We start from the raw sequence: 24,077 nt of genomic DNA, 5'->3' as shown, positions 1-24,077 counted from the left end.
ATAAAAATGTCCAAATCCCCATGTTTTGACGGTTTTTTGGACATTTTTTTAATAAAAGCACACTTTTTAACAAAAAAAGAGATGGTTGGTGAATAGAAGTTGTAGAGTGAAGAATACTAACCTCAACAAAGGTGAACCTTTTATCATATAGCCATCAGTGATATTCACCAACTATTTTAATCATCATATGAAAGAGAGGCTTCAATGAATGAAAGCAACAGGTATTGTTCGTCGTATTGATGATTTGGGTCGCGTTGTGATTCCAAAAGAAATTAGAAGAACACTTCGCATCCGAGAGGGAGACCCGCTAGAGATTTTCGTCGATCGCGATGGAGAAGTTATTTTAAAGAAATATTCGCCAATTAGTGAATTAGGAGATTTTGCAAAAGAGTATGGCGAAGCGCTATACGATAGCTTAGGTCATCCTGTACTTATTTGTGACCGCGATGTATTTATTGCGGTAGCAGGAAGCTCTAAAAAAGAATACTTAAATAAAAACATTAGTTCTTTAGTAGAATCTGTTATGGAAAGCCGCAGTTCTTCTTTAGTAACTGATGGGAAAAACCTTGAATTTGTCGATGGATACGAAGAAAATATTTCTTCTTACACAATCGGTCCGATTATTGCAAATGGAGATCCGATTGGAGCTGTTGTCATCTTCTCAAAAGAGAAGTCTCTTGGTGAAGTAGAGCATAAAGCAGCCGAAACGGCAGCTAGCTTCTTATCTCGTCAAATGGAGCAGTAAGCGTAATTATCTTTATTTTACATTATTTACTGAAAAGGTAGCAGTTTCTGCTACCTTTTTTCATGCTGTCTTACCTTAGAAATAAAGAGAACATGATATAATGGTACGGTATTTTATTTATTGGAAAGTGCAGGATGTTTTATAAGAACAAAGCGCTATTCTTCTACAGTTAGCGGCTCATAAAAAGCGTTGTTCACATAATTACAAGCTGCAGGTGAAAGGTGTAGGAATGCAGAAACAATCAAAGCTCTATTCTATTTTTAACGGCGCGATTATTTTAACGCTCGCAGGTTTATTTACGAAAATCTTAAGTGCTACTTACCGTATTCCATATCACCATATTGCGGGAGATATAGGGTTTTATATCTATCAGCAAGTTTATCCGCTATATGGAATTGCGCTACAGCTAGGTACATACGGTTTCCCTGTAATTATTTCAAAGTTAGTAGCCGATTATGTGGCAACAAATCGGAGAAAGGAAATCCGAGGAATACTTCAAGTTTCATTTGCTTTTTTGTTTGTAGTAGGCTGCATAATGTTTTCCCTCCAATATATCTTTGCAGAAACGATTGCCGAGTGGATGGGAGATCGTCAGTTAACGCTTCTCATTCAAATTATTTCATTTTCGTTTTTACTTATTCCGTTTATTGCTGTCATTCGTGGTTATTATCAAGGATTATATAATATGTTTCCTACTGCGTTGTCTCAAATCGCAGAACAAATTGTGCGAGTAGGGACTATTTTGTGCCTATCTATTTTCTTTATCCACCATGGGTATGGTCCTTATACTGCAGGAGCAGGAGCTATTTTTGGTTCCATAACAGGCGGTATAACATCTCTTATTATTTTATGTTTATTTGTTTTTAGAACAAAGACAAATTCTAAGGGAGTATTTCAACGCATAAAAAAAGCAGACATCAAAAAAGTAGTGAAAATCCTTATTATTCAAGGTTTATTAATTTGTATCAGCGCTATGGGTCTGCTGTTTATTCAGCTTATTGATTCCTTTACATTATATTCCGGTCTGACGGCGCATGGAATGGCTGAACAGGCAGCAAAAGTTTCAAAAGGTATTTATGACCGTGGACTTCCGTTGATTCAATTAGGTACAGTAGTAGGTACAGCTTTTTCACTTTCACTTGTACCCATTATTTCTTCAGCCATTGCGAAAAAAAACTTGTCATTTGTGCTTGAAAAAGTTCAGCTGTCTCTCCGACTATCGCTTGTAGTCGGAGTTGGAGCAGCCTTTGGCTTGATTGCGCTGATGAAACCCATTAATATGCTTTTATATAGTAACTCCGACGGAACGGACGTTTTACAAATTTTGAGCTTGTTAGTTATATTTACAACCGTAGCAGCAACTGCTGGAGCTGTGCTTCAGGGGATGGGAGCTGTTTTCGCACCTGTAATAGCCGTCATCGCTGGCATGACGGTTAAACTGATATTGAATCTTTGGCTAATACCAGATTTTCAAACCATAGGAGCAGCCATTGCTTCCTCAGCTGGATTCGCTATTGTTGCAGCAATCAATCTATTTTGTCTGTATAAAAAGCTAGCTGTATCGCTCGTTCCGAAAAAGGCGAGTGGAGGTATTTTTATAACGGGCATAGCAATGGTCATTCTTTTGCAAAGCTATTTATTTTGTTTACATCACTTTGTATGGTCTAATGGTTTAGATACAAGCAAACAAGTGGTTGAAACAGGATCTGGTGTTTTAATAGGCGGTTTGTTTTATTTGTTTATCATTATGAAACAACATATTTTTACCGAAGAGGAATTACGTTTACTTCCAATGGGAAGTGTTTTAGCTAAATACGTATTAAAAAATAAATAAGAAGGTGAAGCAATGACAGGTAAAGTAACAGTTATTGGTTTAGGAGCAGGCGATCTAGAGCAGCTACCCGTAGGCATCTATCGCTTGCTGCAGCAGGAAAAGCATATTTATATGCGCACAAAAGAACATCCTGTAATCAAAGAATTAGAAAGTGAAGGCTTGACGTACGTATCCTATGATGACGTATACGAATCTTATGATGGATTTGAAGAGGTATATGAACATATATCAAATGATTTAATAGATAAAGCTTCAGTAGAAGAAGTGGTGTATGCCGTTCCCGGGCATCCTTTAGTGGCAGAACGTACGGTTCAATTACTTTTACAAAAAGGAAAAGAACGCAGCATTCCTGTTGAAATTAAAGGGGGACAAAGCTTCTTAGATCCAATTTTTGGCGCACTAAAGATCGATCCTATTGAAGGATTTCAGCTGCTAGACGGAACAGACTTAAAGCGAAGCGAAATAGAGTTAACGGGTCATGTTCTAATTGCTCAAGTGTACGATCAGTTCGTTGCTTCAGAGGTAAAACTAACGCTGATGGAACACGTTCCTGATGATTACCTCGTTTACATTGTAACGGCAGCGGGAAGCAGTGAAGAAAAAATCCAGCCGGTCAAGCTGTATGAATTAGATAGAGAAATGTCGCTCAATAACTTAACGACTATTTATGTCCCTCCAGTAGCGGACGAAACGGTTTTATACCATCAATTTGACTCATTCAGAAGGATTATTGCCACGCTCAGAGGGCCAAACGGATGTCCTTGGGATCAAAAACAAACGCATGAATCGCTCAAGCGCTATTTGCTAGAAGAGTCTTATGAGTTATTAGATGCAATTGACCGTCAAGATGACGATAATATGATTGAAGAGCTCGGTGATGTATTGCTGCAGGTATTGCTTCATGCACAAATCGGTGAAGATGAAGGAATGTTTTCAATTGATGACGTCATTCGCAGTGTTTCAGAGAAAATGGTAAGACGCCATCCGCATGTATTTGGGGAAGTGAGCGTGAATGATGCAGATGAGGTCTTAAAAAATTGGGATGAAATCAAAAAAGAAGAAAAAGGAGAGGAGCCTTCTTCTCTGTTAGCTTCTGTACCTGGGGCTATGCCTTCTTTAATGAAAGCGCACGGATACCAAAAACAAGCTGCAAAAGTTGGTTTCGATTGGTCAGAAGTTGAACCTATGTGGGAAAAAGTACAGGAAGAACTTGCTGAATTCCAAGATGAAGTACAGCATGCTGATAAAGAAAAAATGAGCGATGAATTTGGAGATATTTTATTTGCTTTAGTGAATATTGCAAGATTTTATAAAATCGACTCTGAAGCTGCATTAGCTAAAACGAATACAAAATTTTTAAATCGATTTCAATATATTGAAGAAAAAGTGAGAGCTTCTGAAAAACCATTTGAATCTTTTTCGTTAAAAGAGTTAGATGAATTTTGGGAAGAAGCCAAAAAAACAGGTTTGTAAAACAGAAAGGTGAGGGAATTATGAGGTTAGATAAATTTTTAAAAGTATCACGTTTAATTAAGCGCCGTACATTGGCAAAAGAAGTATCAGACAAGGGCCGTATTACGATTAATGGTATCGTTGCAAAAGCAAGCACAAATGTGAAAGTAGGAGATGAATTAGCCATCACATTTGGCACGAAGAAAATTACCGTTAAAATAGAGGCTCTTCAAGAAGCAGCTAAAAAAGAAGAAGCAGCTAATTTGTACTCAATTGTCAAAGAAGAGCTTATTTCATCTGAAGTATAACTGATGAAGGCTTGTTCTAAATCACCTTTCTCATTCATATGTTTTAAACAACAGATAACAAGAGCGAATGCTCTTAATGAATGAGGTGGGGATGAAGATATGAGCCAATTTTATGAAACAAGCAATTCAAACAAAGACCATACTCCAAATCATGATTTAGTGATGAAGGGTCGGCGTCTCTTAGATATCACGGGTGTGAAGCAGGTAGAGAGTTTTGACAATGAGGAATTTTTACTTGAAACAGTGATGGGTTTCTTGTCAGTTAGAGGGCAAAATCTGCAAATGAAAAATTTAGACGTTGATCAAGGAATTGTATCGATAAAAGGAAAAATCTTTGATATAGTTTACTTAGATGAGAACCAATCGGAGAAGGCTAAAGGATTCTTTAGTAAGTTGTTTCGATGAGTTTAAACATTCAGCTCTATACAATGCTTGCGATGGTATCGATGGGAAGCGGTTTAGGTGCTTCTCTCGATACTTATCGTTACTTTGTTAATCGCTCTAAATCACGCCCATGGTTTGTATTTGTAAATGACGTATTGTTTTGGATGGTGCAAGCTCTTCTCATTTTTTATGTGTTGTTTTTAGTGAATGAAGGAGAACTGCGTTTGTATGCGTTTCTTGCTTTGTTTTGCGGCTTTGCCGCGTATCAAAGCTTATTTCAATCACTGTATTTAAAAGTATTAACATTTACTGTCTCGAGCGTATTAAGTTTATATCGAGGTGTTTTAACGCTTAGTAATATTTTTTTGGTCAAGCCTATCCGCTTCTTTATTCATATTCTACTTGTAGTCGCTTTAGGGATTTACCGAGCTGTTCATAAGCTGCTCGTATTCTGTCTAAAGCTTATTTACTTACCGACTAGGTGGGTTCTTTTCGTATTTTGGAGAATGATGCCTAAACCTGTAAAACGATTTTTACATATGGGTTTTCGGTATATAGAAGGAATTTACAATCGTGCAAAGAATATGATAATGAGAGTCGTTGCATGGGTGAACACTTTAAAAAACAAGGGGGACGACTAATTCAATGAGTGCGGTACGAAAAAAAAAGGTCGCGAAGTTAAATACTGATTATAGCCATAAACAAGAACAAATTAAACAAAATACAGATCGAAAGCGTATCGGTTTAATTAGGCGTTTGACTGTTTTCGGAGTGTTGGCCTTAATCATTGGTGGATTGATGGTATCAGCTTTAATTACGCAAACCTCAGCTATTGAGAACAAAAAAGCTGAGAAGGTAAAATTAGAACAGCAGCTGACAAAATTACAAAGCAAGCAAAAACAGTTAAAAGGTGAAATCGTCAAGTTAAATGACGATGATTATATTAAAAAGATTGCCCGCAGAGATTATTTTTTATCAGAAGACGGGGAAATTATCTTTAATGTAAAAAAAGACTAAACGTATGGTTCGTTGACAGTGTATTTTTGCTTTTTGTATAATATAATAAATTGATTTCTTTTATCATTTAAGGAGGAGCATTTTTTTTATGTCAATCGAAGTAGGCAGCAAGTTACAGGGAAAGGTAACAGGTATTACGAACTTTGGAGCTTTTGTTGAGTTACCAGGAGGTTCAACAGGCTTGGTTCATATCAGTGAAGTAGCTGATAATTACGTAAAGGACATTAACGACCATTTAAAAGTGGGCGACGAAGTTGAAGTCAAAGTAATTAACGTTGAGAAAGATGGTAAAATTGGTCTTTCAATTAAGAAAGCGGTAGACAAACCAGAACGTCCAGAAAGACCAGAGCGTCCTGCAAGAGCGCCACGCTCAGACCGTCCACGTGATTCACGCCCACAACGTAATAACAATCGTGGTGGCGGTAATGATTTCCGTACAAAAGAAACATTCGAACAAAAAATGAATCGTTTCTTAAAAGACAGTGAAGAACGTTTATCTTCCCTAAAACGCCATACCGAATCAAAACGCGGTGGACGCGGTGCAAAACGCGGTTAACTTGCTGCTTATATCAAATAGATAGCGAGTTTTTGGAAAGTACCTTTTATCTAAAAGGTGCTTTTTTTATATGTAAAAAAGAGTAGAAAAAAAGCATGTACTTGTTGTACATGCTTTTTGATGACCCGTACGGGATTCGAACCCGTGTTACCGCCGTGAAAGGGCGGTGTCTTAACCGCTTGACCAACGGGCCGTTATTCGAGTAGCGGCGGAGGGGATCGAACCCCCGACCTCACGGGTATGAACCGTACGCTCTAGCCAGCTGAGCTACACCGCCATTATACGTTCTCTAAAAGACATTTATAATAATATAAAAAAGCAGGGTTATTGTCAATAACTTTTTTGTTATTTTTATAGACTTTTATTTGCTTTTAAAAAAGAATGATGAGCATAGGCTTTCTCTGGGGCGAACAGTATCTCTCATATTTTTTAAATCTCCATGTAAGATTGTACATCTTTTTGTATAGTTTTCAATATAATACTAGAAAATAGTCGAACGATTATAGGTATTTTGCTAGTCCGTTTGACAAAATTTCACCTTTCGCCGCGATATAATAACGAATAAGTATAATTAGCGGGTGGTGGGAGAATGCAAAAGACGGAAAGAGATTTTGCAAGTCCAACAACAGAGGCGGTATTTAACCGAACTAGATTAGAAATGTCCCGTGTATTTACAAAGGCGGGTATGAAAACGGAAAAGGTGTTATTTCAATGGGGATTATTGCTGCTAGTCGTAGGTTTCTTATTAGGACGAGCGTTAATTTTAATGAAAATCATGCCATTTGCTTTGCCATTCTTTGCAGCCGTAATGGCTATAAAGAAAGAAAAAGCACCGTTAGCAAGTTTAGCCGTATTGGCAGGGGCATTTAGTGTTTCCATTCAAAATGGAGGTACCGTATTTGCTACACTATTTGTTTTCTTACTAATTCATCGATTTAGCGGCATACTGACAATGGATCCGTTAAAGAAACTGCCGTTCACTGTATTTAGCGCGATGTTACTTACAAAACTAACTATTTTTTATGTGTTTACCAAGGAATTCACCATGTATGATTTTACATTTGTGGCAGTAGAAGCAGGGTTGAGCTTTATCTTAACAATGATTTTCCTACAAAGCGTGCCTTTAATTTCATATCGAAAGCGAAAACAATCATTAAAAACAGAAGAAGTGATTTCTCTTATTATTTTGTTGGCATCTGTTATGACAGGGACAATAGGGTGGATGATTTACGGCCTTTCGGCTGAACATATATTATCTCGTTACTTAGTATTAGTTTTTGCGTTTGTATCTGGCCCTACGATAGGAGCTACGGTCGGGGTCGTAACCGGTTTAATTTTAAGTTTCGCGAATGTTTCTAGTTTGTACGAAATGAGTTTACTCGCTTTTTCTGGCTTGCTTGGAGGACTTTTAAAAGACGGTAAAAAGCTAGGGGCAGCTCTAGGGCTGGTTGTTGGTTCATTGCTAATTGGCCTATATGCTCAGGCAGATCAAGGATTGACGACTAATTTGTATGAATCACTGACGGCCGTCGTCCTATTTTTATTAACCCCATCTTTTGTTTTGAAAAACTTAAGTAAACTAGTACCAGGGACATCTGAAAATATGCTTGAACAACAGCAGTACGTGCGTAAGATCCGAGATGTAACAGCAAATCGCGTAGAACAGTTTTCAAATGTTTTTCAAGCACTTTCCAAAAGCTTTACGCAAAATGGATTTTACGATGAAAAGCCAAGCGCTGATAAAGAAGTTGATTATTTCTTAAGCAGCGTTACCGAAAGGACGTGCCAATTTTGTTTTAAAAAAGAACAATGCTGGGCACAGCAGTTTGATACAACCTATGAATATATGAAGGAAATTATGCTTGAAGTTGATAATGGCACTCTTGAACAAAATCCAAGGCTAATTCGAGAAATGGACAAACATTGCGTGAAATCGAAAAAAGTCATCGATGTGATTGAGCATGAACTTACGTATTTTAAAGCCAATCAGCACTTAAAAGCACAAATTCAAGAAAGTAGAAGGATTGTAGCAGAACAGCTTCACGGTGTCTCTGAAGTCATGGGGAATTTTGCAAAAGAAATTAAGCGAGAGCGCGAAAATTTAAATGTACAAGAAGAACAGATTTTAGAAGCTCTTCGTAACTTTGGGATGGAAATCAATCAAATTGAAATTTATAGCTTAGAACCTGGAAATGTAGATATTGAAATGTGGGTGCCATATTGTCACGGAAGAGGAGAATGCGAGAAAATTATTGCGCCAATGCTTACGGATATTTTAGGTGAAAGTATTGTAGTAAAGAACGAAGAATGTGCTAAATATCCTCAAGGCTATTGCCACGTTTCGTTTGGCTGTACAAAAGCATACGTTGTTGATACAGGCGTAGCACATGCTGCTAAAGGCGGAGGGTTTGTATCCGGTGACAGCTATTCCATGATTGAGCTAAACGCCGGTAAATATGCACTAGCTATTAGTGATGGCATGGGAAATGGAGAGCGTGCCCACTATGAAAGCAGCGAAACGCTTCAGCTGTTAAAACAAATTTTACAAACAGGAATAGAAGAGACAATTGCAATTAAATCGATTAACTCTATTTTATCCCTGCGTACAAACGATGAGATCTTTTCGACCTTAGATTTAGCGATGATTGATTTACAAGATGCCAATGTAAACTTCTTGAAAATCGGTTCTACGCCAAGCTTCATCAAACGCGGAGATAAGGTTATTAAAATACAGGCAAGCAATTTGCCAATGGGCATTATTGAAGAATTTGAAGTGGATGTTGTGAATGAACAAATGAAGGCGGAAGACTTGTTAATTATGATGAGTGACGGTGTATTTGAAGGACCGAAACACGTTGAGAACTACGAAATGTGGATGAAGCGAAAAATTGGCGAGCTTCAAACAAACGATCCACAAGAAATTGCAGACTTAATTATGGAAGAAGTTATTCGAACAAAATCAGGTTTAATTGAAGATGATATGACGGTAGTTGTGGCAAAACTTCAGCACAATACCCCGAAATGGTCATCGATTCCTTCTTACGCTTATCGTAAAAAAGCACAATAGTTAGATAGAAGTATATTTTATCTCCTCCTCGTCTATCATGTTAATACTGATAATGAGGAGGGGATTTTTTTATGAAAAAAGGTACATTGAAACAGATGTTGGTCATTACGGACGGTGGTTCGAATACAGGTGAAGATCCGGTAGCAATGGCTGCACTAGCTAAAGAACAAGGAATTAGTGTAAACGTTATTGGTGTGATGGAAGAGGATACAATTGATGAGCAAAGCACGAATGAAATAGAAGGCATTGCCATGTCAGGCGGTGGCGTGAGTCAAATTGTTTACGTAAAACAGCTGTCTCAAACTGTTCAAATGGTTACAAGGCAGGCAATGACGCAAACACTTCAAGGCGTTGTAAATAAAGAACTTCAGCAAATTCTAGGTTCCTCTAATTCAAGATTAGAAGAGTTATCTCCTGAGAAGCGAGGAGAAATCATGGAAGTGGTTGATGAACTTGGGGAAACGGTTGACTTAGAGATTCTTATTTTAGTTGACATGAGCGGAAGTATGAAAAATAAGCTCCCTACTGTAAAGGAGTCGCTGTTAGATTTATCGTTAAGCTTGAATGCTCGCATGGGGCACAATCAATTTTCAATCTTTTTATTTCCTGGGAAAAAGAAAGATGTAGAGAAGCTAATGGACTGGAATCCAAGATTAGAGTCGCTTTCAACGATTTTCCCAAAACTAACAGCAGGAGGTATTACGCCTACTGGACCGGCTATCAAAGAGGCTACTCATTATTTCACCAAAAAGCGCTCATTGAGAGGGTTGTTAAAAAATAATGAACAATACATTGAAGAATCAGGTATGTAACCTATCTCCGGGAACAGAAATTCAAGGGAAATGGCATCACGTCCATTATAAAATTCTTGAGAAATTAGGCGTGGGAGCAACTGGAGTTGTCTACTTAGTCCAATTAGTAAACGGAACGCTAGCGGCGTTAAAAATAAGCTTTTCCAACATGTCCGTTACAGCAGAAGTGAATGTATTAAAAAAGTTGTCTCAAGTCAAAGACAAAGTGCTAGGACCGCGTTTACTTGATGTAGATGATTGGAGCTATGGTTCTCACCCTCTTTCTTTCTATGTAATGGAGTATGTGAAAGGGCAGCCTCTCCTTTCTTTTATCTCAACAAGAGGGACAGAATGGTTGCAAGTGTTTGCAAGTCAGCTCTTAACAGACTTAGAAAACCTTCATGAAGAAGGGTGGGTATTTGGCGATTTAAAACCCGAAAACCTGGTCGTAACATCTAACCCTGTAAAAGTTCGATGGATCGACGTGGGAGGAACAACTCTGCAAGGGCGGTCAATAAAAGAATTTACCGACTTTTATGATCGAGCGCACTGGGGGCTTGGCTCCCGAAAAGCAGAACCGACCTATGATTTGTTTGCCTTATCTATGGTTTTGATTCACGCGGCTTATGGCAAGCGAATTAATAAAACAGACAAACCGGCTGAACAATTAAAACAATTTATATTAACAACAAAGCAGTTGGAGCCTTTCGGAGACGTTTTGTATCAAGCGGTTACGGGAAAGTATAAGTCAGCTAAAGAAATGAAAACAGAGGTGTTATCGGTCGAAAAAAGAAGAGGGGCAAAAAGTAGAGGAACAAAGCCTCAAAACGTTCGTCAACCGTCTGCCCCTCGTGTTAAAGTAAAGAAGAAGCGTTCTCACGTGTTAGAGACGCTACTACTTTGTACGTCTGTAATGTTGATTTATATTTTGTATCTATTTATTCAAGTGCTATAAAGTTTGGAGAAATTGTGAAACTTTCCTTATAGTCATTCGTATAAAGTAAATTAATGATACATTATTGCGTGTACATTATAAGGATGAGTCATTCCTATGGAAAAGCAAGTGAACAATTTTATGACAAAACATCAGTTATTATCCGCAGGCTCTACGGTGGTTGTAGGTATTTCTGGTGGTCCTGATTCTTTAGCGCTGCTGCATTTCTTATGGAGTCTGAAAGAGCAAAAATCTCTTACGATTATTGCTGCTCATGTTGATCATATGTTCCGGGGCCAAGAGTCACAGCAAGACATGGAATATGTGCAGAACTACTGCAAACAATTGAATATTAAATGTGAGGCGAAGCAGATTGATGTTACTGCCTATCAGAAGGAAAGAAAGCTATCTTCTCAAGTAGCTGCCAGAGAATGCCGCTATGCATTTTTTACTCATGTTATGAAGAAGCACAAAGCAAACCTTCTTGCATTAGGACATCACGGAGATGATCAGATTGAAACGATGTTAATGCGAATGGTTCGAGGTAGTACGATGAATGGATACGCAGGGATGCAGCCCAAGCGGCCATATGGGCATGGATTTATTATTAGGCCTTTCCTAGCTGTAACGAAAGAAGAAATCAATCGCTACTGTAAGCTACATGGGCTTACACCTCGAATTGATCCGAGTAATGAGAAAGACTCGTACACGAGAAATCGGTTTCGTCATTACGTTTTGCCATTTTTAAAGCAAGAAAACGTCGCTGTACATGAAAAATTTCAACAATTTAGCGAGAACTTGCATGAAGATCAAGCATACTTAGAGGAATTAACGACCGATGTGATGAATAAAGTAATGAGAAAGAAATTGCAAAATGAAATTCTCATTGATAGAGATTGTTTTCTAAGGATACGCAAGCCTTTACAAAGGCGTGGTATTCAACTAATATTAAACTATCTCTATAAAGAAATTCCTCCAACCCTTTCCTCAGCGCATGTTGACACGTTAGTAGGATTTTGTGAAAGTGAAAAACCGTCTGGGACGCTTGACTTTCCAAATGGTTTACGCATTATCCGATCTTACAACGACTGTCTTTTCACCTTTAATGAGGGGAACATCGAGCCATATGAATTTATTGTTCCGATTCCAGGGGTCGTTGAGCTTCCAAATGGTCACCAGCTTATTTGTGAAATACATAATAAAGTCGAAGATATAAAAGGAAACGATGTTTTTCTTTTAGATGAAGCTCACGATTTACAATCATTAAAGGTAAGGACACGAAAAAATGGCGATAAAATGCGAGTAAAGGGCATGAAGGGACATAAAAAAGTAAAGGATATTTTTATCGATGAAAAAATCCCTTTACACTTCAGAGATCATTGGCCGGTAGTGGAAGATAGCCAAGGAACTATTTTGTGGCTACCTGGTTTGAAAAAATCTGCTTATGAACTGCATACACATAAGTCCAGATATGTTATTTTATACTATAAGTAGCGAAAACTTCTAGGAGGCAAGTAAGGAATGAAGCAGGATATTCAAGAAATTTTGATTTCAGAAGAAGAAATACAACAGAAAGTAAAAGAATTGGGTAAGCTATTATCTGAGGAATACGCTGACCGTTTTCCTTTGGTAATCGGTGTACTAAAAGGCGCTATGCCTTTTATGTCTGATCTAATTAAGCGTGTTGATACATATTTAGAAATGGATTTTATGGATGTATCAAGTTATGGCAATGCGATGGTTTCTTCTGGTGAAGTAAAAATCCTAAAAGATTTAGATACATCAGTTGAAGGTCGAGACATTCTTATCTTAGAGGATATTATCGACAGCGGCTTAACACTTAGCTATCTTGTAGAGTTATTCAAGTACCGTAAAGCTAAGTCAATTAAGATTGTCACACTCTTAGACAAACCAACAGGTCGTAAAGCAGCTATTAAAGCAGATTACGTTGGATTTGAAGTACCTGATGCGTTCGTAGTAGGGTATGGATTGGATTATCAAGAAAAATATCGTAACCTGCCGTATATTGGGGTTCTTAAACCGCAAGTATACAGCAATTAAGAAGCACATATCCAAGTGCAATTTATTGGATAGGATAAATGTTCTATGTTAGTATTGAATACAGTATTTGTTTATCGTGGGAGGAGGTAAGAAATGAATCGGATCTTCCGTAATACCATCTTTTATTTACTTATATTTTTAGTCATTATTGGCGTGGTAAGCTTCTTTAGTGGCTCTAATCAAAAAGCAGAACCAATGAGATACGATACATTTGTTCAACACTTAGACAAAGGTGATGTGAAATCACTCTCTATGAAGCCTGAAAGAGGCGTGTATGTTGTGCAAGGAAAGTTAGATTCTTATAAAAAGGATCAAACGTTCCAAACTTACATCGTAGATGGTGACAAAGCACTTGATCGTATTGACGCTGCTTCAGAAAATAATCAAGTAGAAGTTGATTTTAAACCTGCTGATGAAACAAGCGGCTGGGTAACGTTCTTTACGTCAATCATTCCGTTTGTTATTATTTTCATCCTATTCTTCTTCTTACTGAACCAAGCTCAGGGTGGCGGAAGTCGTGTTATGAACTTCGGTAAGAGTAAGGCTAAGCTTTACAGCGAAGAAAAGAAAAAGGTTAAATTTAAAGACGTAGCTGGTGCAGACGAAGAAAAGCAAGAACTTGTGGAAGTTGTTGAGTTCTTAAAAGATCCTCGTAAATTCGCAGAGCTAGGTGCAAGAATTCCGAAGGGTGTCTTACTTGTGGGACCTCCTGGTACTGGTAAAACATTATTAGCAAGAGCTGTTGCTGGTGAAGCAGGCGTTCCTTTCTTCTCTATCAGTGGTTCGGACTTTGTTGAAATGTTTGTTGGGGTCGGTGCTTCTCGTGTTCGTGATTTATTCGAAAATGCGAAGAAGAATGCTCCATGTATTATCTTTATTGATGAAATCGATGCTGTAGGTCGTCAACGTGGCGCAGGTCTTGGTGGTGGACACGATGAGCGTGAACAAACATTGAACCAGTTGCTTGTTGAGATGGATGGTTTTGGTGCTAACGAAGGTATCATTATTATTGCAGCAACAAACCGCCCGGATATTTTAGATCCAGCGTTATTACGTCCAGGCCGCTTCGACCGTCAAATTACGGTAGATCGTCCAGATGTAAATGGCCGTGAAGCAGTGCTTAAAGTACATGCTCGCAATAAGCCTTTAGATGAATCAGTAAACTTAAAAGCAATTGCTATGCGTACGCCAGGTTTCTCAGGTGCAGATTTAGAAAACTTGTTAAACGAAGCTGCCTTAGTAGCTGCTAGACAGGACAAAAAGAAAATTGAAATGGTCGATATTGACGAAGCAACAGACCGCGTAATTGCAGGTCCAGCTAAGAAAAGTCGAGTTATTTCTAAAAAAGAACGCAATATTGTTGCTTATCATGAAGCAGGACATACAATTATCGGTGTCGTATTAGACGAAGCTGATATGGTACATAAAGTAACCATTGTTCCACGTGGGCAAGCTGGTGGATATGCTGTTATGTTACCAAAAGAAGATCGCTACTTTATGACGAAGCCAGAGCTGCTGGATAAAATTGTTGGATTGCTTGGTGGTCGCGTAGCTGAGGAAATTATTTTCGGCGAAGTGAGTACAGGTGCTCACAATGACTTCCAGCGTGCAACAAGCATCGCTCGTAAAATGGTAACAGAATACGGTATGAGTGAAAAGTTAGGACCAATGCAATTCGGTCAATCACAACAAGGCCAAGTATTCTTAGGTCGTGATTTACACAGTGAACAAAACTATAGTGATGCGATTGCTCATGAAATTGATAATGAAATCCAACGTTTCATTAAAGAAAGCTATGAGCGTGCGAAGCAGATCTTAACGGAAAACCGTGACAAGTTAGAGCTTGTAGCTCAAACATTGTTAGAAGTAGAAACGTTAGACGCTGAGCAGATCAATCACTTAGTAGATCATGGAACTCTTCCAGACCGTTCTAGTCACGTAACAGATGAAGATGTTAAAGTAAACATCCAAACAAAGACAGACGATGAAGAGCCAAAAGCATAAGATCAAAAAAGATCAGTGGAGACAATCTCCACTGATCTTTTTTATTGGGTAGAAGTTAGATTTGGCAAAAAGTTTTTCATATATAGTGGATAAGTAGGATATCTACTAGAGAATTGTGTCATTATATTCCTATTTTATCTAGAATATACACGTCTATTTACCAGTTATGGTATGATGGTTTCAGTGTGAATACTGAATTTAAATAAAGTGGTGATTGAAATGATTTTTGTATTAGATGTTGGAAATACCAATACGGTATTAGGTGTATACGATGGAGATGAATTAAGGTACCATTGGCGTGTAGAAACAAGCCGTAATAAAACAGAAGACGAGTATGGCATGACAATCAAAGCCTTGCTTGAGCACGTTAGTTTATCTTTTAAAGATATTCATGGTATTATTATTTCCTCTGTTGTTCCTCCTATTATGTTTGCATTGGAGAGAATGTGTCAAAAGTATTTTCATTTAAAGCCGCTTGTTGTTGGTCCTGGAATTAAGACGGGTTTAAATATTAAATATGAAAATCCACGTGAAGTGGGAGCAGACCGTATTGTCAATGCTGTTGCTGGAATTCAGCTGTACGGAAGCCCTTTAATTATCGTTGATTTTGGTACCGCAACCACATATTGCTACATTGATGAAAATAAGCAATATATGGGTGGTGCAATTGCCCCTGGTATTAATATTTCGACAGAAGCTCTTTATTCAAGAGCATCTAAGCTTCCGCGTATTGAAATTGCGCGACCAAATAGCATTGTTGGGAAAAATACAGTATCTGCGATGCAAGCAGGTATTTTATATGGATACGTTGGACAAGTAGAAGGAATTGTAGCAAGAATGAAAGAGCAAGCAACAGTAAATCCTAAAGTTATTGCTACTGGAGGACTCGCAACATTGATTGCTAAAGAGTCGGATATTATTGATATTGTGGATCCATTTTTGACTTTAAAAGGATTACAAATAATCTATACAAAAAATATGGAGTAAGAGGTGTATATTATGGGCGACTATTTAGTAAAAGCACTAGCTTACAATAGTCAAGTTCGCGCTTATGCGGTAAAAACAACGGATACAGTTGGAGAAGCGCAGCGCCGTCACTATACATGGCCTACAGCCTCTGCAGCATTGGGACGTTCAATGACTGCGGGAGTTATGATGGGGGCTATGCTAAAAGGTGAGCAAAAGCTAACAATTAAAATTGAAGGCCGCGGCCCAATTGGTGTTATCTTAGTAGACAGCAATGCCAAGGGTGAAGTGCGTGGATATGTAACGAACCCGCAAACGCACTTCGATTTAAATCAGCATGGAAAATTAGATGTAGCACGTGCTGTAGGTACAGATGGTACGCTGAGTGTTGTAAAAGATATCGGGATGCGTGATCAATTTAATGGACAAGTACCTATCGTATCGGGAGAATTAGGAGAGGATTTCACGTATTATTTCGTGACATCTGAGCAAGTTCCATCTTCAGTAGGTGTAGGTGTACTTGTTAACCCTGATAACACAATCTTAGCTGCGGGTGGATTTATCATTCAGCTTATGCCAGGAACAGATGATCAAACGATTACAGCTATTGAACAACGTTTACAAACGATTGAACCCATTTCAAAACTGATTCAAAAAGGTCTTTCTCCTGAGGAAATCTTAGAAGAAGTTCTTGGAAAAGAAAACGTAAAGTTTCTAGAGACAATGCCTGTAGAGTTCAAATGTCAGTGCTCAGAAGAAAGAATTGCTAATGCCATTATCAGCTTAGGAAAAGAAGAGATTCAATCGATGATTGAGGAAGACGGCCAAGCTGAAGCCCAGTGTCATTTTTGTAATGAAACCTATCGTTTTGATAAAAAGCAGCTAGAAGAAATGAAAGAACAAGCAATTTAAATGAAATAAAAGATTCTTTAAAGGCGTCATTTTATAAATGAACGCCTTTTTTTATAAGTGTTAAGTCCTATTTATGTATATATTGATCTAAAAATATAACAAAAATAGGTAAATGGAAAGACAAAATGATTGACAATTTAGAAAACATCTGATAAATTGTATACAAAATCAATAAAATTAGTTGGTATTAGGAGTGGTCATATGGCACGTATTGCAAATTCAATTACAGAGTTAATTGGTCAAACACCAATCGTAAAACTAAACCGTCTAGTTGAAGAAGATATGGCGGATGTATATTTAAAATTAGAATTTATGAACCCAGGAAGCAGCGTAAAAGATCGTATCGCATTAGCAATGATCGAAGATGCTGAAGCAAAAGGTGTATTAAAGCCTGGAGACACCATCATTGAACCAACAAGCGGTAACACAGGAATTGGCTTAGCAATGGTAGCTGCAGCAAAAGGATACCGTGCTATTTTAACAATGCCTGAAACGATGAGTATTGAGCGTCGTAATCTGCTTCGTGCGTACGGTGCAGAGTTAGTGTTAACACCAGGTCCAGAAGGAATGAAAGGTGCGGTTAATAAAGCAACTGAGCTTGCAAAAGAGCACGGCTACTTTATTCCTCAGCAGTTCCAAAATGAAGCTAACCCAGAAGTGCACCGTCAAACAACGGCTAAAGAGATCATCGAGCAGTTTGGCGATCAGCTAGATGGATTTGTGGCAGGTATCGGTACTGGCGGTACTATTACAGGTGCTGGCGAAGTATTAAAAGAAAAGTATCCAAACATCAAAATTTATGCGGTAGAGCCAGCTGATTCTCCGATCTTAAGTGGTGGTCAACCAGGACCTCATAAAATTCAAGGAATCGGTGCAAACTTTGTTCCGGATACGCTTAACACGGAAGTATATGACGAAGTTGTCGCTGTTCAAAACGACCAAGCTTTTGAATATGCACGTAAAGTAGCAAAAACAGAAGGCGTACTAGTAGGTATCTCTTCTGGGGCTGCGATTTATGCTGCGTTAAAAGCTGCAAAACAGCTAGGAAAAGGTAAAAAAGTGTTAGCGATTATTCCAAGTAACGGTGAGCGTTACTTAAGTACTCCATTGTTCCAATTCGAGGAACAAACACAAGCATAAAAACCATAAAAGAACAGCTTCTATATGAAGCTGTTTTTTTTCATCTGAGAATCATGTAAAATGAAAGCAGGTGATTTATTTTTAGGAGAGTGAACAAATGCAGCAAAGAATGACTTGGGGCGAATCTATTTCTATCTCTAAAAACCAATGGTTCAAAAAATATCAAGAGTTGTCAAAAGAGGAACCGAATCATATCCTGCTTGAAAGCGGTCGAGGCGGAAAGTTTCAAATGATGGGATTAAAACCTGTAGCCATTTTGCGAGGCGAACAAGACGAGCTTCATATCAAAACGGATGGCCAAGCTACTGTTCAAAAAGGTAATCCGCTTCATCTTATGCGAGACTGGATGAAGAAGTTTGAAGCAGAGGTGAATCCAGATCTTCCTCCTTTTCAAGGTGGAGCAATTGGCTTTATTAGCTATGATTATATCCGCTATGTAGAAACCATACCTGATCTTGCTGAAGATTCATTGAAAACGCCGGACGTTTATTTCCTTATTTTCGATGACGTATTTGTATATGATCAAGAAAAGGAAAAGCTCTGGATTATCGTTAACGATGAAGCAGATTGTAAAGAGCAGGCACATAAGCGTATTGATCAATACAAAAAGGACTGGATGGAGGCAAGTGCTGAAGGGCTCTCATATGAGCGTATTCATCGTGTTGCCGAAAAGAGTGAGGTTTCAATGTCTGAAGCTGCTTTTTCAGATGCCACAACTCGCGTACATGAGTACATCGGGCAAGGCGATGTGTTTCAAGTGAACTTATCTGTTCGACAGTCTCAACAGCTTCAAACTCATCCTATGCATATCTACGAACAGGTACGAAAAATCAACCCGTCTCCTTATATGTCTTATATGCAGACAGAAGAATTTCACATTGTGAGCTGTTCACCAGAACTATTAGTGAAAAAAGCCGGTGACGAAATCAGTACGAGACCAATTGCGGGAACGCGCTCTCGCGGTAAGGATGATCAAGAAGACCAACAGTTAGCGGATGAGCTTATTCATAACGAAAAAGAGCGTGCAGAGCATGTGATGCTTGTTGATTTGGAGCGTAATGACCTTGGTAGAGTAAGCGACTATGGTACCGTTCATGTTGACGAGTTTATGGTTATTGAAAAGTATTCACATGTGATGCATATTGTGTCTAATGTAAAAGGCAAGCTCGCGCGCAATAAAGATTTTGTAGATATTGTAGATGCGGTTTTTCCTGGAGGAACGATTACTGGAGCGCCTAAAGTTCGTACAATGGAAATCATTGAAGAACTTGAACCTGTAAGGCGAGGAATTTATACAGGATCGATTGGTTGGATTGGGTTTAATGGAGATATGGAATTAAATATTGCGATTCGCACTATGATTATTCAAGACGGCCAAGCTTATGTGCAGGCTGGTGCGGGTGTTGTAATTGATTCAAATCCGAAACACGAATACAAAGAATCACTGAAAAAAGCAATTGCACTATGGAAAGCAAAAGAGCAGAGCGAAAATGAGCTGAGTGAGGGTGAGTAAAGATGATATTAATGATTGATAATTATGATTCTTTTACGTTTAATTTAGTACAGTATTTAGGTGAGCTAGGGCATGAGCTTCTTGTAAAAAGAAATGATGAAATTACACTTTCTGAAATTGAAGTGCTAAATCCAGATTTCTTGATGATTTCCCCGGGACCTTGTAGTCCTAACGAAGCGGGAATCAGTTTAGAAGCCATCGAGTATTTTGCAGGTAAGATTCCAATATTCGGCGTATGCTTAGGGCATCAGTCGATTGGGCAAGCTTTTGGAGGGAATGTGATTCGTGCGGATAAATTAATGCACGGTAAAACATCTGAAATGCATCATGATGGCCGTACTATCTTTAAAGGTCTTGATAATCCGTTCACGGCAACTCGATATCATTCTTTGATTGTAGAAAAAAGTTCACTGCCGGATTGCTTTGAGATTTCAGCGTGGACAGCAGAAGATGAAATTATGGCGATTCGCCATAAATCATTACCTATTGAAGGGGTACAGTTCCACCCTGAATCTATCATGACTTCTTACGGTAAAGAAATGCTGAAGAATTTTATTGAAACTTACGAAAAAAAGCGAGTGTAATGATATGTATATATACGTAAATGGTGAAGTAAAGCCTGCGTCTGAAGCCACTATTTCTCCGTTTGATCACGGATATATGTATGGTCTAGGGCTATTTGAAACGCTACGAGTTTATGATGGTCATCCATTTTTAGTGGAAGACCATCTGGATCGACTGCGTAGCAGCTTACGTGAATTAAATATTGTATGGGACTACTCCACACAGGACGTGTTGGCAATTATTAATAGTCTGTTAATGAAAAACAATGAGAGAAATGCGTATGTTCGATTAAATGTTTCAGCAGGAAATGGCGGAATTGGACTGCAAGTGGAAGAATACGACAAGCCATCTACAATTGTATACATGAAATCAATGCCTCATCCATCGAGCCCCCTTGTAAAAGAGGGGCTTATTCTTGAGACAAAGCGAAATACGCCCGAAGGAACCGTGAGGTTGAAGTCTCATCATTATTTAAACAATGTACTGGCTAAGCGAGAAGTTGGTTCAGACTTAAATAAAGAGGGTATTTTTTTAACAAAAGAAGGGTTCTTAGCCGAAGGTATTGTGTCCAATTTATTTTTTGTAAAAGATGATTGTGTATATACACCGTCTCTTGAAACAGGTATCTTAAATGGAATTACGAGACAGTTTATCTTTACGCTTTTAAAAAAGAAAAACATAGAAGTTGTAGAAGGTTTATTTACGGCGGAACAGCTCTTGGAGAGTGATGAAGCTTTCGTTACAAATTCCATTCAAGAAATCGTACCTCTTCGAAGTATAAAGGATAAGAAGTTTTCAGTCGGAGACCATACGTTAACAGCTAAGTTGCAAAAAGAGTATCGCTCTTACACGATGTCGCTAATGAGTCGACGCGAGCTACATGTATAAAAGCGAAAGGAGAGGCTAAAGATGGATAAAATTTATGTGAATGATATGCGTTTCTATGGATATCATGGTGTATTTCCAGAAGAAAATAAATTAGGACAGCGTTTTCACGTGGATTTAACTGTAGAACTAGATTTAAAACAAGCTGGTACTACGGACAATTTAGAATACTCGGTGAGCTATGCAGATTTATACCAAACATGCCAGGAAGTTGTAGAGAAGCGCACGTTCAAGTTAGTTGAAACGGTGGCCGAAACGATTGCATCTGAATTGCTTGCTAATTACGAACTCGTGCAGGCTTGTACAGTAAAGGTATATAAGCCTGATCCGCCAATTCCCGGTTATTATCAATCGGTAGCTATTGAAATTAAAAGGAGCCGTTGAATGACAACAGAAGCATATATTGCATTAGGATCAAATATTGAAAATCGAATGGAACATTTGAAGTCGGGAGTTACTGGCTTGATGAAACATTCTGAGGTTAAGGTAGTGGCTGTTTCATCTGTTTATGAAACGGCCCCGGTCGGGTATACGAATCAAGCAAGCTTTTTAAACATGGTAGTAAAAATACAAACAACGTATTCGTCAGAGCAACTTTTAGATTGTTTGCAAGCCATTGAACAAGCGGCAGGTCGAAAAAGAGAGATTGTATGGGGACCTAGAACCCTTGATTTGGATATCTTACTTTATAGTAATGAAATCATTCATACGGATAGGCTGAACGTCCCTCATCCCCGAATGTTTGAACGGGCGTTTGTGATGGTTCCTCTAAACGAACTAGCTCCATCTCTTATTCTCCCTGTAGCAGAAGAAAAAGTTGAAACCATCACAAAACGGTTATCGGATTTAAAAGATGTAAAATTATTTCGAGAGCAAACAACTGATATACTAGATATGTTCGAAAATAATAGGAATGATTTACATAAGTAAAAATGAATCTTATTAGTTGATTCATTTTTATATTGGCGTAAAGTAGAGTTCACAGTGAAAACTTTAAGGTTTGGGTTCGCAGGTTGTTGGTTTATTCGGTAGCTTGTTAGAGAAATCGAAGAAAAAGAGAAGCGAAGCAAGAATAAAGCGATTTGACATAGAGAAACGACTGAACCTATAATAATTTTAAAGAAACGTAGTAGTTGCCAGTAAACATGCTGGCCTTTTTTCTGTTTCGGAAAACTTAATTATACGATGGAGATGAGTAAACGATGAGTCATGAAGAATTAAATGATCAATTTCTCGTTCGTCGCGAAAAAATGAGCAACCTACGAGATCAGGGTATTGATCCGTTTGGTCAACGTTTTGAACGTACACATACATCACAGCAATTAATTAGTGAGTATGACGAGTTAACAAAAGAACAGTTAGAAGAAAATGAAGTGCCCGTGTCACTAGCTGGTCGTATTATGACAAAGCGTGGAAAAGGAAAAGCAGGTTTCGCTCACGTTCAAGATTTAACAGGACAAATTCAGCTTTATGTACGTAAAGATGCAATTGGCGAAGAACAGTACGAAATCTTCAGCAGCGTAGATATCGGTGACTTGGTAGGGGTTGAAGGTGTTTTATTCAAAACAAAAGTTGGCGAACTTTCTATTAAAGTAAAAGATTTCACGTTACTAACAAAAGCGCTTCGTCCACTTCCAGATAAATATCATGGTTTAAAAGATATTGAACAGCGCTACCGTCAACGTTACTTAGATTTAATTACAAACCCAGAAAGTAAACAAACATTTATCTCAAGAAGCCGCATTATTCAATCGATGCGCCGTTACTTAGATAATCATGGATACTTAGAAGTTGAAACACCGATGATGCATTCAATCGCAGGTGGAGCAGCAGCTCGTCCGTTTGTGACACACCACAATGCGCTTGATATGGAACTTTATATGCGTATTGCGATTGAACTTCATTTAAAACGTTTAATCGTAGGTGGATTAGAAAAAGTATATGAAATTGGCCGTGTATTCCGTAATGAAGGTGTATCTACACGTCACAATCCTGAATTTACAATGATCGAATTGTACGAAGCGTATGCGGACTACAAAGATATCATGGCTTTAACAGAGAACTTAATTGCACACATTGCGCAAGAAGTACTTGGCACAACAAAGATTCAGTATGGTGATCAAGAGGTAGACCTAACGCCAGAATGGACAAGACTTCATATGGTCGATGCTATTAAACAATATACGGGCGTAGACTTCTGGGGAGAAACATCTGTTGAAGAAGCTCGTGCTTTAGCAAAAGAACACGGGGTAGAAATTACTGAACATATGCAATATGGACATATTGTAAATGAATTCTTTGAACAAAAAGTAGAAGAGCAGTTAATTCAACCGACGTTCATTTACGGACATCCTGTAGAAATCTCTCCACTTGCTAAGAAAAATGCGGAAGATCCGCGTTTTACTGACCGTTTTGAGCTGTTTATCGTTGCGCGTGAACACGCGAACGCATTTACAGAGCTAAATGATCCAATTGACCAACGTGAGCGCTTTGAAGCTCAGTTGAAAGAGAAAGAACAAGGAAACGATGAAGCACATGAGATGGATGATGACTTCATTGAGGCATTAGAATACGGTATGCCACCTACAGGTGGTCTAGGAATCGGTATTGACCGCCTTGTTATGTTACTAACAAATGCACCGTCAATCCGTGATGTACTATTATTCCCACATATGCGTCAACGCTAAAAAAAGAGATGGCTACGGCCATCTTTTTTTAGGTATTAATATTAGAAAATTTAAACTTTTAATTTACCTCTTGTTTTTATGAAATTGATTTGGTATATTTATATCTGTTGCTAACGCAGACAAGCGAAAACAACAAAAAGAAATAAAAAAGTTGTTGACATTACGTTGATAACTTGATAAGATAGTAAAGTCGCTTAAGAGCGGCGGTTGAACTTTGAAAACTGAACAAAGCGACAAACGTCAACGTTAATTTTTAT

The 24,077-nt window shown here is 38.3% G+C and carries 23 protein-coding genes and 2 tRNA genes; 23 read left to right on the top strand and 2 right to left on the bottom strand.

Annotated elements, in window-relative coordinates:
- Positions 1-208 precede the first annotated feature (208 nt).
- The 8 genes from spoVT (at position 209) to WKH56_RS33700 (ending at position 6,296) form a co-directional block, all read left to right on the top strand.
- Entirely contained in the window at positions 209-745 is a 537-nt protein-coding gene (spoVT, locus tag WKH56_RS33735; protein WP_028412643.1) for a stage V sporulation protein T, read from the top strand.
- 229 nt (positions 746-974) lie between these two features.
- Positions 975-2,579: a putative polysaccharide biosynthesis protein gene (locus tag WKH56_RS33730; RefSeq protein WP_310884147.1), complete on the top strand. Its 1,605-nt coding sequence runs from the start codon at positions 975-977 to the stop codon at positions 2,577-2,579.
- A gap of 12 nt (positions 2,580-2,591) precedes the next feature.
- Positions 2,592-4,052, top strand: coding sequence for a bifunctional methyltransferase/pyrophosphohydrolase YabN (gene yabN, locus WKH56_RS33725; protein ID WP_028412645.1), 1,461 nt, complete (start codon positions 2,592-2,594; stop codon positions 4,050-4,052).
- Positions 4,053-4,072: 20 nt separating this feature from the next.
- Positions 4,073-4,339, top strand: coding sequence for an RNA-binding S4 domain-containing protein (locus tag WKH56_RS33720; protein ID WP_310884148.1), 267 nt, complete (start codon positions 4,073-4,075; stop codon positions 4,337-4,339).
- A 99-nt stretch (positions 4,340-4,438) separates the two neighbouring features.
- Positions 4,439-4,744 (top strand): sporulation protein YabP, encoded by a 306-nt coding sequence (gene yabP / locus WKH56_RS33715; protein ID WP_013054876.1) that lies wholly within the window; start codon positions 4,439-4,441, stop codon positions 4,742-4,744.
- A complete protein-coding gene (yabQ, locus tag WKH56_RS33710) occupies positions 4,741-5,364 on the top strand; it encodes a spore cortex biosynthesis protein YabQ (protein ID WP_028412646.1) in 624 nt (207 codons plus the stop codon). The genes yabP and yabQ overlap by 4 nt, the downstream gene beginning before the upstream one ends.
- Positions 5,365-5,368: 4 nt before the next feature.
- A complete protein-coding gene (locus WKH56_RS33705) occupies positions 5,369-5,740 on the top strand; it encodes an FtsB family cell division protein (RefSeq protein ID WP_013054878.1) in 372 nt (123 codons plus the stop codon).
- An 88-nt stretch (positions 5,741-5,828) separates the two neighbouring features.
- The gene (locus WKH56_RS33700) at positions 5,829-6,296 is read left to right on the top strand and encodes a S1 domain-containing RNA-binding protein (protein ID WP_013054879.1); all 468 of its coding nucleotides are present in this window, start codon (positions 5,829-5,831) and stop codon (positions 6,294-6,296) included.
- 121 nt (positions 6,297-6,417) lie between these two features.
- Here the strand turns inward: WKH56_RS33700 and WKH56_RS33695 are convergent.
- Positions 6,418-6,489: transfer RNA gene (locus tag WKH56_RS33695), tRNA-Glu, on the bottom strand.
- A gap of 10 nt (positions 6,490-6,499) precedes the next feature.
- Positions 6,500-6,573 (bottom strand) — tRNA-Met (locus WKH56_RS33690).
- 312 nt (positions 6,574-6,885) lie between these two features.
- Between WKH56_RS33690 and spoIIE the strand changes: the two genes are divergently transcribed.
- From spoIIE to lysS, 15 genes are all read left to right on the top strand, one after another.
- Positions 6,886-9,363 (top strand): stage II sporulation protein E, encoded by a 2,478-nt coding sequence (spoIIE, locus tag WKH56_RS33685; RefSeq protein WP_013054880.1) that lies wholly within the window; start codon positions 6,886-6,888, stop codon positions 9,361-9,363.
- 71 nt (positions 9,364-9,434) lie between these two features.
- The gene (locus WKH56_RS33680; RefSeq protein ID WP_013054881.1) at positions 9,435-10,175 is read left to right on the top strand and encodes a VWA domain-containing protein; all 741 of its coding nucleotides are present in this window, start codon (positions 9,435-9,437) and stop codon (positions 10,173-10,175) included.
- Positions 10,144-11,109 carry a protein kinase domain-containing protein gene (locus tag WKH56_RS33675; RefSeq protein ID WP_221833832.1) on the top strand — a complete coding sequence of 322 codons (966 nt, stop codon included), beginning with the start codon at positions 10,144-10,146 and terminating at the stop codon, positions 11,107-11,109. Before WKH56_RS33680 ends, WKH56_RS33675 begins: the two co-directional genes overlap by 32 nt.
- 96 nt (positions 11,110-11,205) lie before the next feature.
- Positions 11,206-12,582 carry a tRNA lysidine(34) synthetase TilS gene (gene tilS, locus WKH56_RS33670; protein WP_028412648.1) on the top strand — a complete coding sequence of 459 codons (1,377 nt, stop codon included), beginning with the start codon at positions 11,206-11,208 and terminating at the stop codon, positions 12,580-12,582.
- A 27-nt stretch (positions 12,583-12,609) separates the two neighbouring features.
- On the top strand, positions 12,610-13,149 hold the full coding sequence (gene hpt / locus WKH56_RS33665) for a hypoxanthine phosphoribosyltransferase (RefSeq protein ID WP_028412649.1): 540 nt from the start codon (positions 12,610-12,612) through the stop codon (positions 13,147-13,149).
- Positions 13,150-13,242: 93 nt separating this feature from the next.
- Positions 13,243-15,153, top strand: coding sequence for an ATP-dependent zinc metalloprotease FtsH (ftsH, locus tag WKH56_RS33660; protein WP_013054885.1), 1,911 nt, complete (start codon positions 13,243-13,245; stop codon positions 15,151-15,153).
- A gap of 219 nt (positions 15,154-15,372) precedes the next feature.
- On the top strand, positions 15,373-16,140 hold the full coding sequence (locus WKH56_RS33655; RefSeq protein ID WP_221833834.1) for a type III pantothenate kinase: 768 nt from the start codon (positions 15,373-15,375) through the stop codon (positions 16,138-16,140).
- 12 nt (positions 16,141-16,152) lie between these two features.
- Positions 16,153-17,031 carry an Hsp33 family molecular chaperone HslO gene (gene hslO / locus WKH56_RS33650; RefSeq protein ID WP_028412650.1) on the top strand — a complete coding sequence of 293 codons (879 nt, stop codon included), beginning with the start codon at positions 16,153-16,155 and terminating at the stop codon, positions 17,029-17,031.
- 201 nt (positions 17,032-17,232) lie between these two features.
- A complete protein-coding gene (gene cysK / locus WKH56_RS33645; protein WP_013054888.1) occupies positions 17,233-18,171 on the top strand; it encodes a cysteine synthase A in 939 nt (312 codons plus the stop codon).
- A gap of 97 nt (positions 18,172-18,268) precedes the next feature.
- A complete protein-coding gene (gene pabB, locus WKH56_RS33640; RefSeq protein WP_154974717.1) occupies positions 18,269-19,684 on the top strand; it encodes an aminodeoxychorismate synthase component I in 1,416 nt (471 codons plus the stop codon).
- Positions 19,685-19,686: 2 nt separating this feature from the next.
- Positions 19,687-20,268 (top strand): aminodeoxychorismate/anthranilate synthase component II, encoded by a 582-nt coding sequence (pabA, locus tag WKH56_RS33635; protein ID WP_013054890.1) that lies wholly within the window; start codon positions 19,687-19,689, stop codon positions 20,266-20,268.
- A 4-nt stretch (positions 20,269-20,272) separates the two neighbouring features.
- Positions 20,273-21,136, top strand: a complete 864-nt coding sequence (gene pabC, locus WKH56_RS33630; RefSeq protein WP_221833836.1) for an aminodeoxychorismate lyase — start codon at positions 20,273-20,275, stop codon at positions 21,134-21,136.
- A 21-nt stretch (positions 21,137-21,157) separates the two neighbouring features.
- Entirely contained in the window at positions 21,158-21,517 is a 360-nt protein-coding gene (gene folB / locus WKH56_RS33625; RefSeq protein WP_028412654.1) for a dihydroneopterin aldolase, read from the top strand.
- On the top strand, positions 21,518-22,063 hold the full coding sequence (gene folK, locus WKH56_RS33620) for a 2-amino-4-hydroxy-6-hydroxymethyldihydropteridine diphosphokinase (RefSeq protein ID WP_033580815.1): 546 nt from the start codon (positions 21,518-21,520) through the stop codon (positions 22,061-22,063).
- Between the two features lie 272 nt (positions 22,064-22,335).
- Positions 22,336-23,820, top strand: coding sequence for a lysine--tRNA ligase (gene lysS, locus WKH56_RS33615; protein ID WP_013054894.1), 1,485 nt, complete (start codon positions 22,336-22,338; stop codon positions 23,818-23,820).
- The last annotated feature ends 257 nt before the right edge of the window (positions 23,821-24,077 follow it).

Source organism: Priestia sp. SB1 (assembly GCF_038898415.1).
The sequence above is the reverse complement of the archived record's forward strand: the minus strand, read 5'-3'. Positions and strand labels throughout refer to the sequence as shown.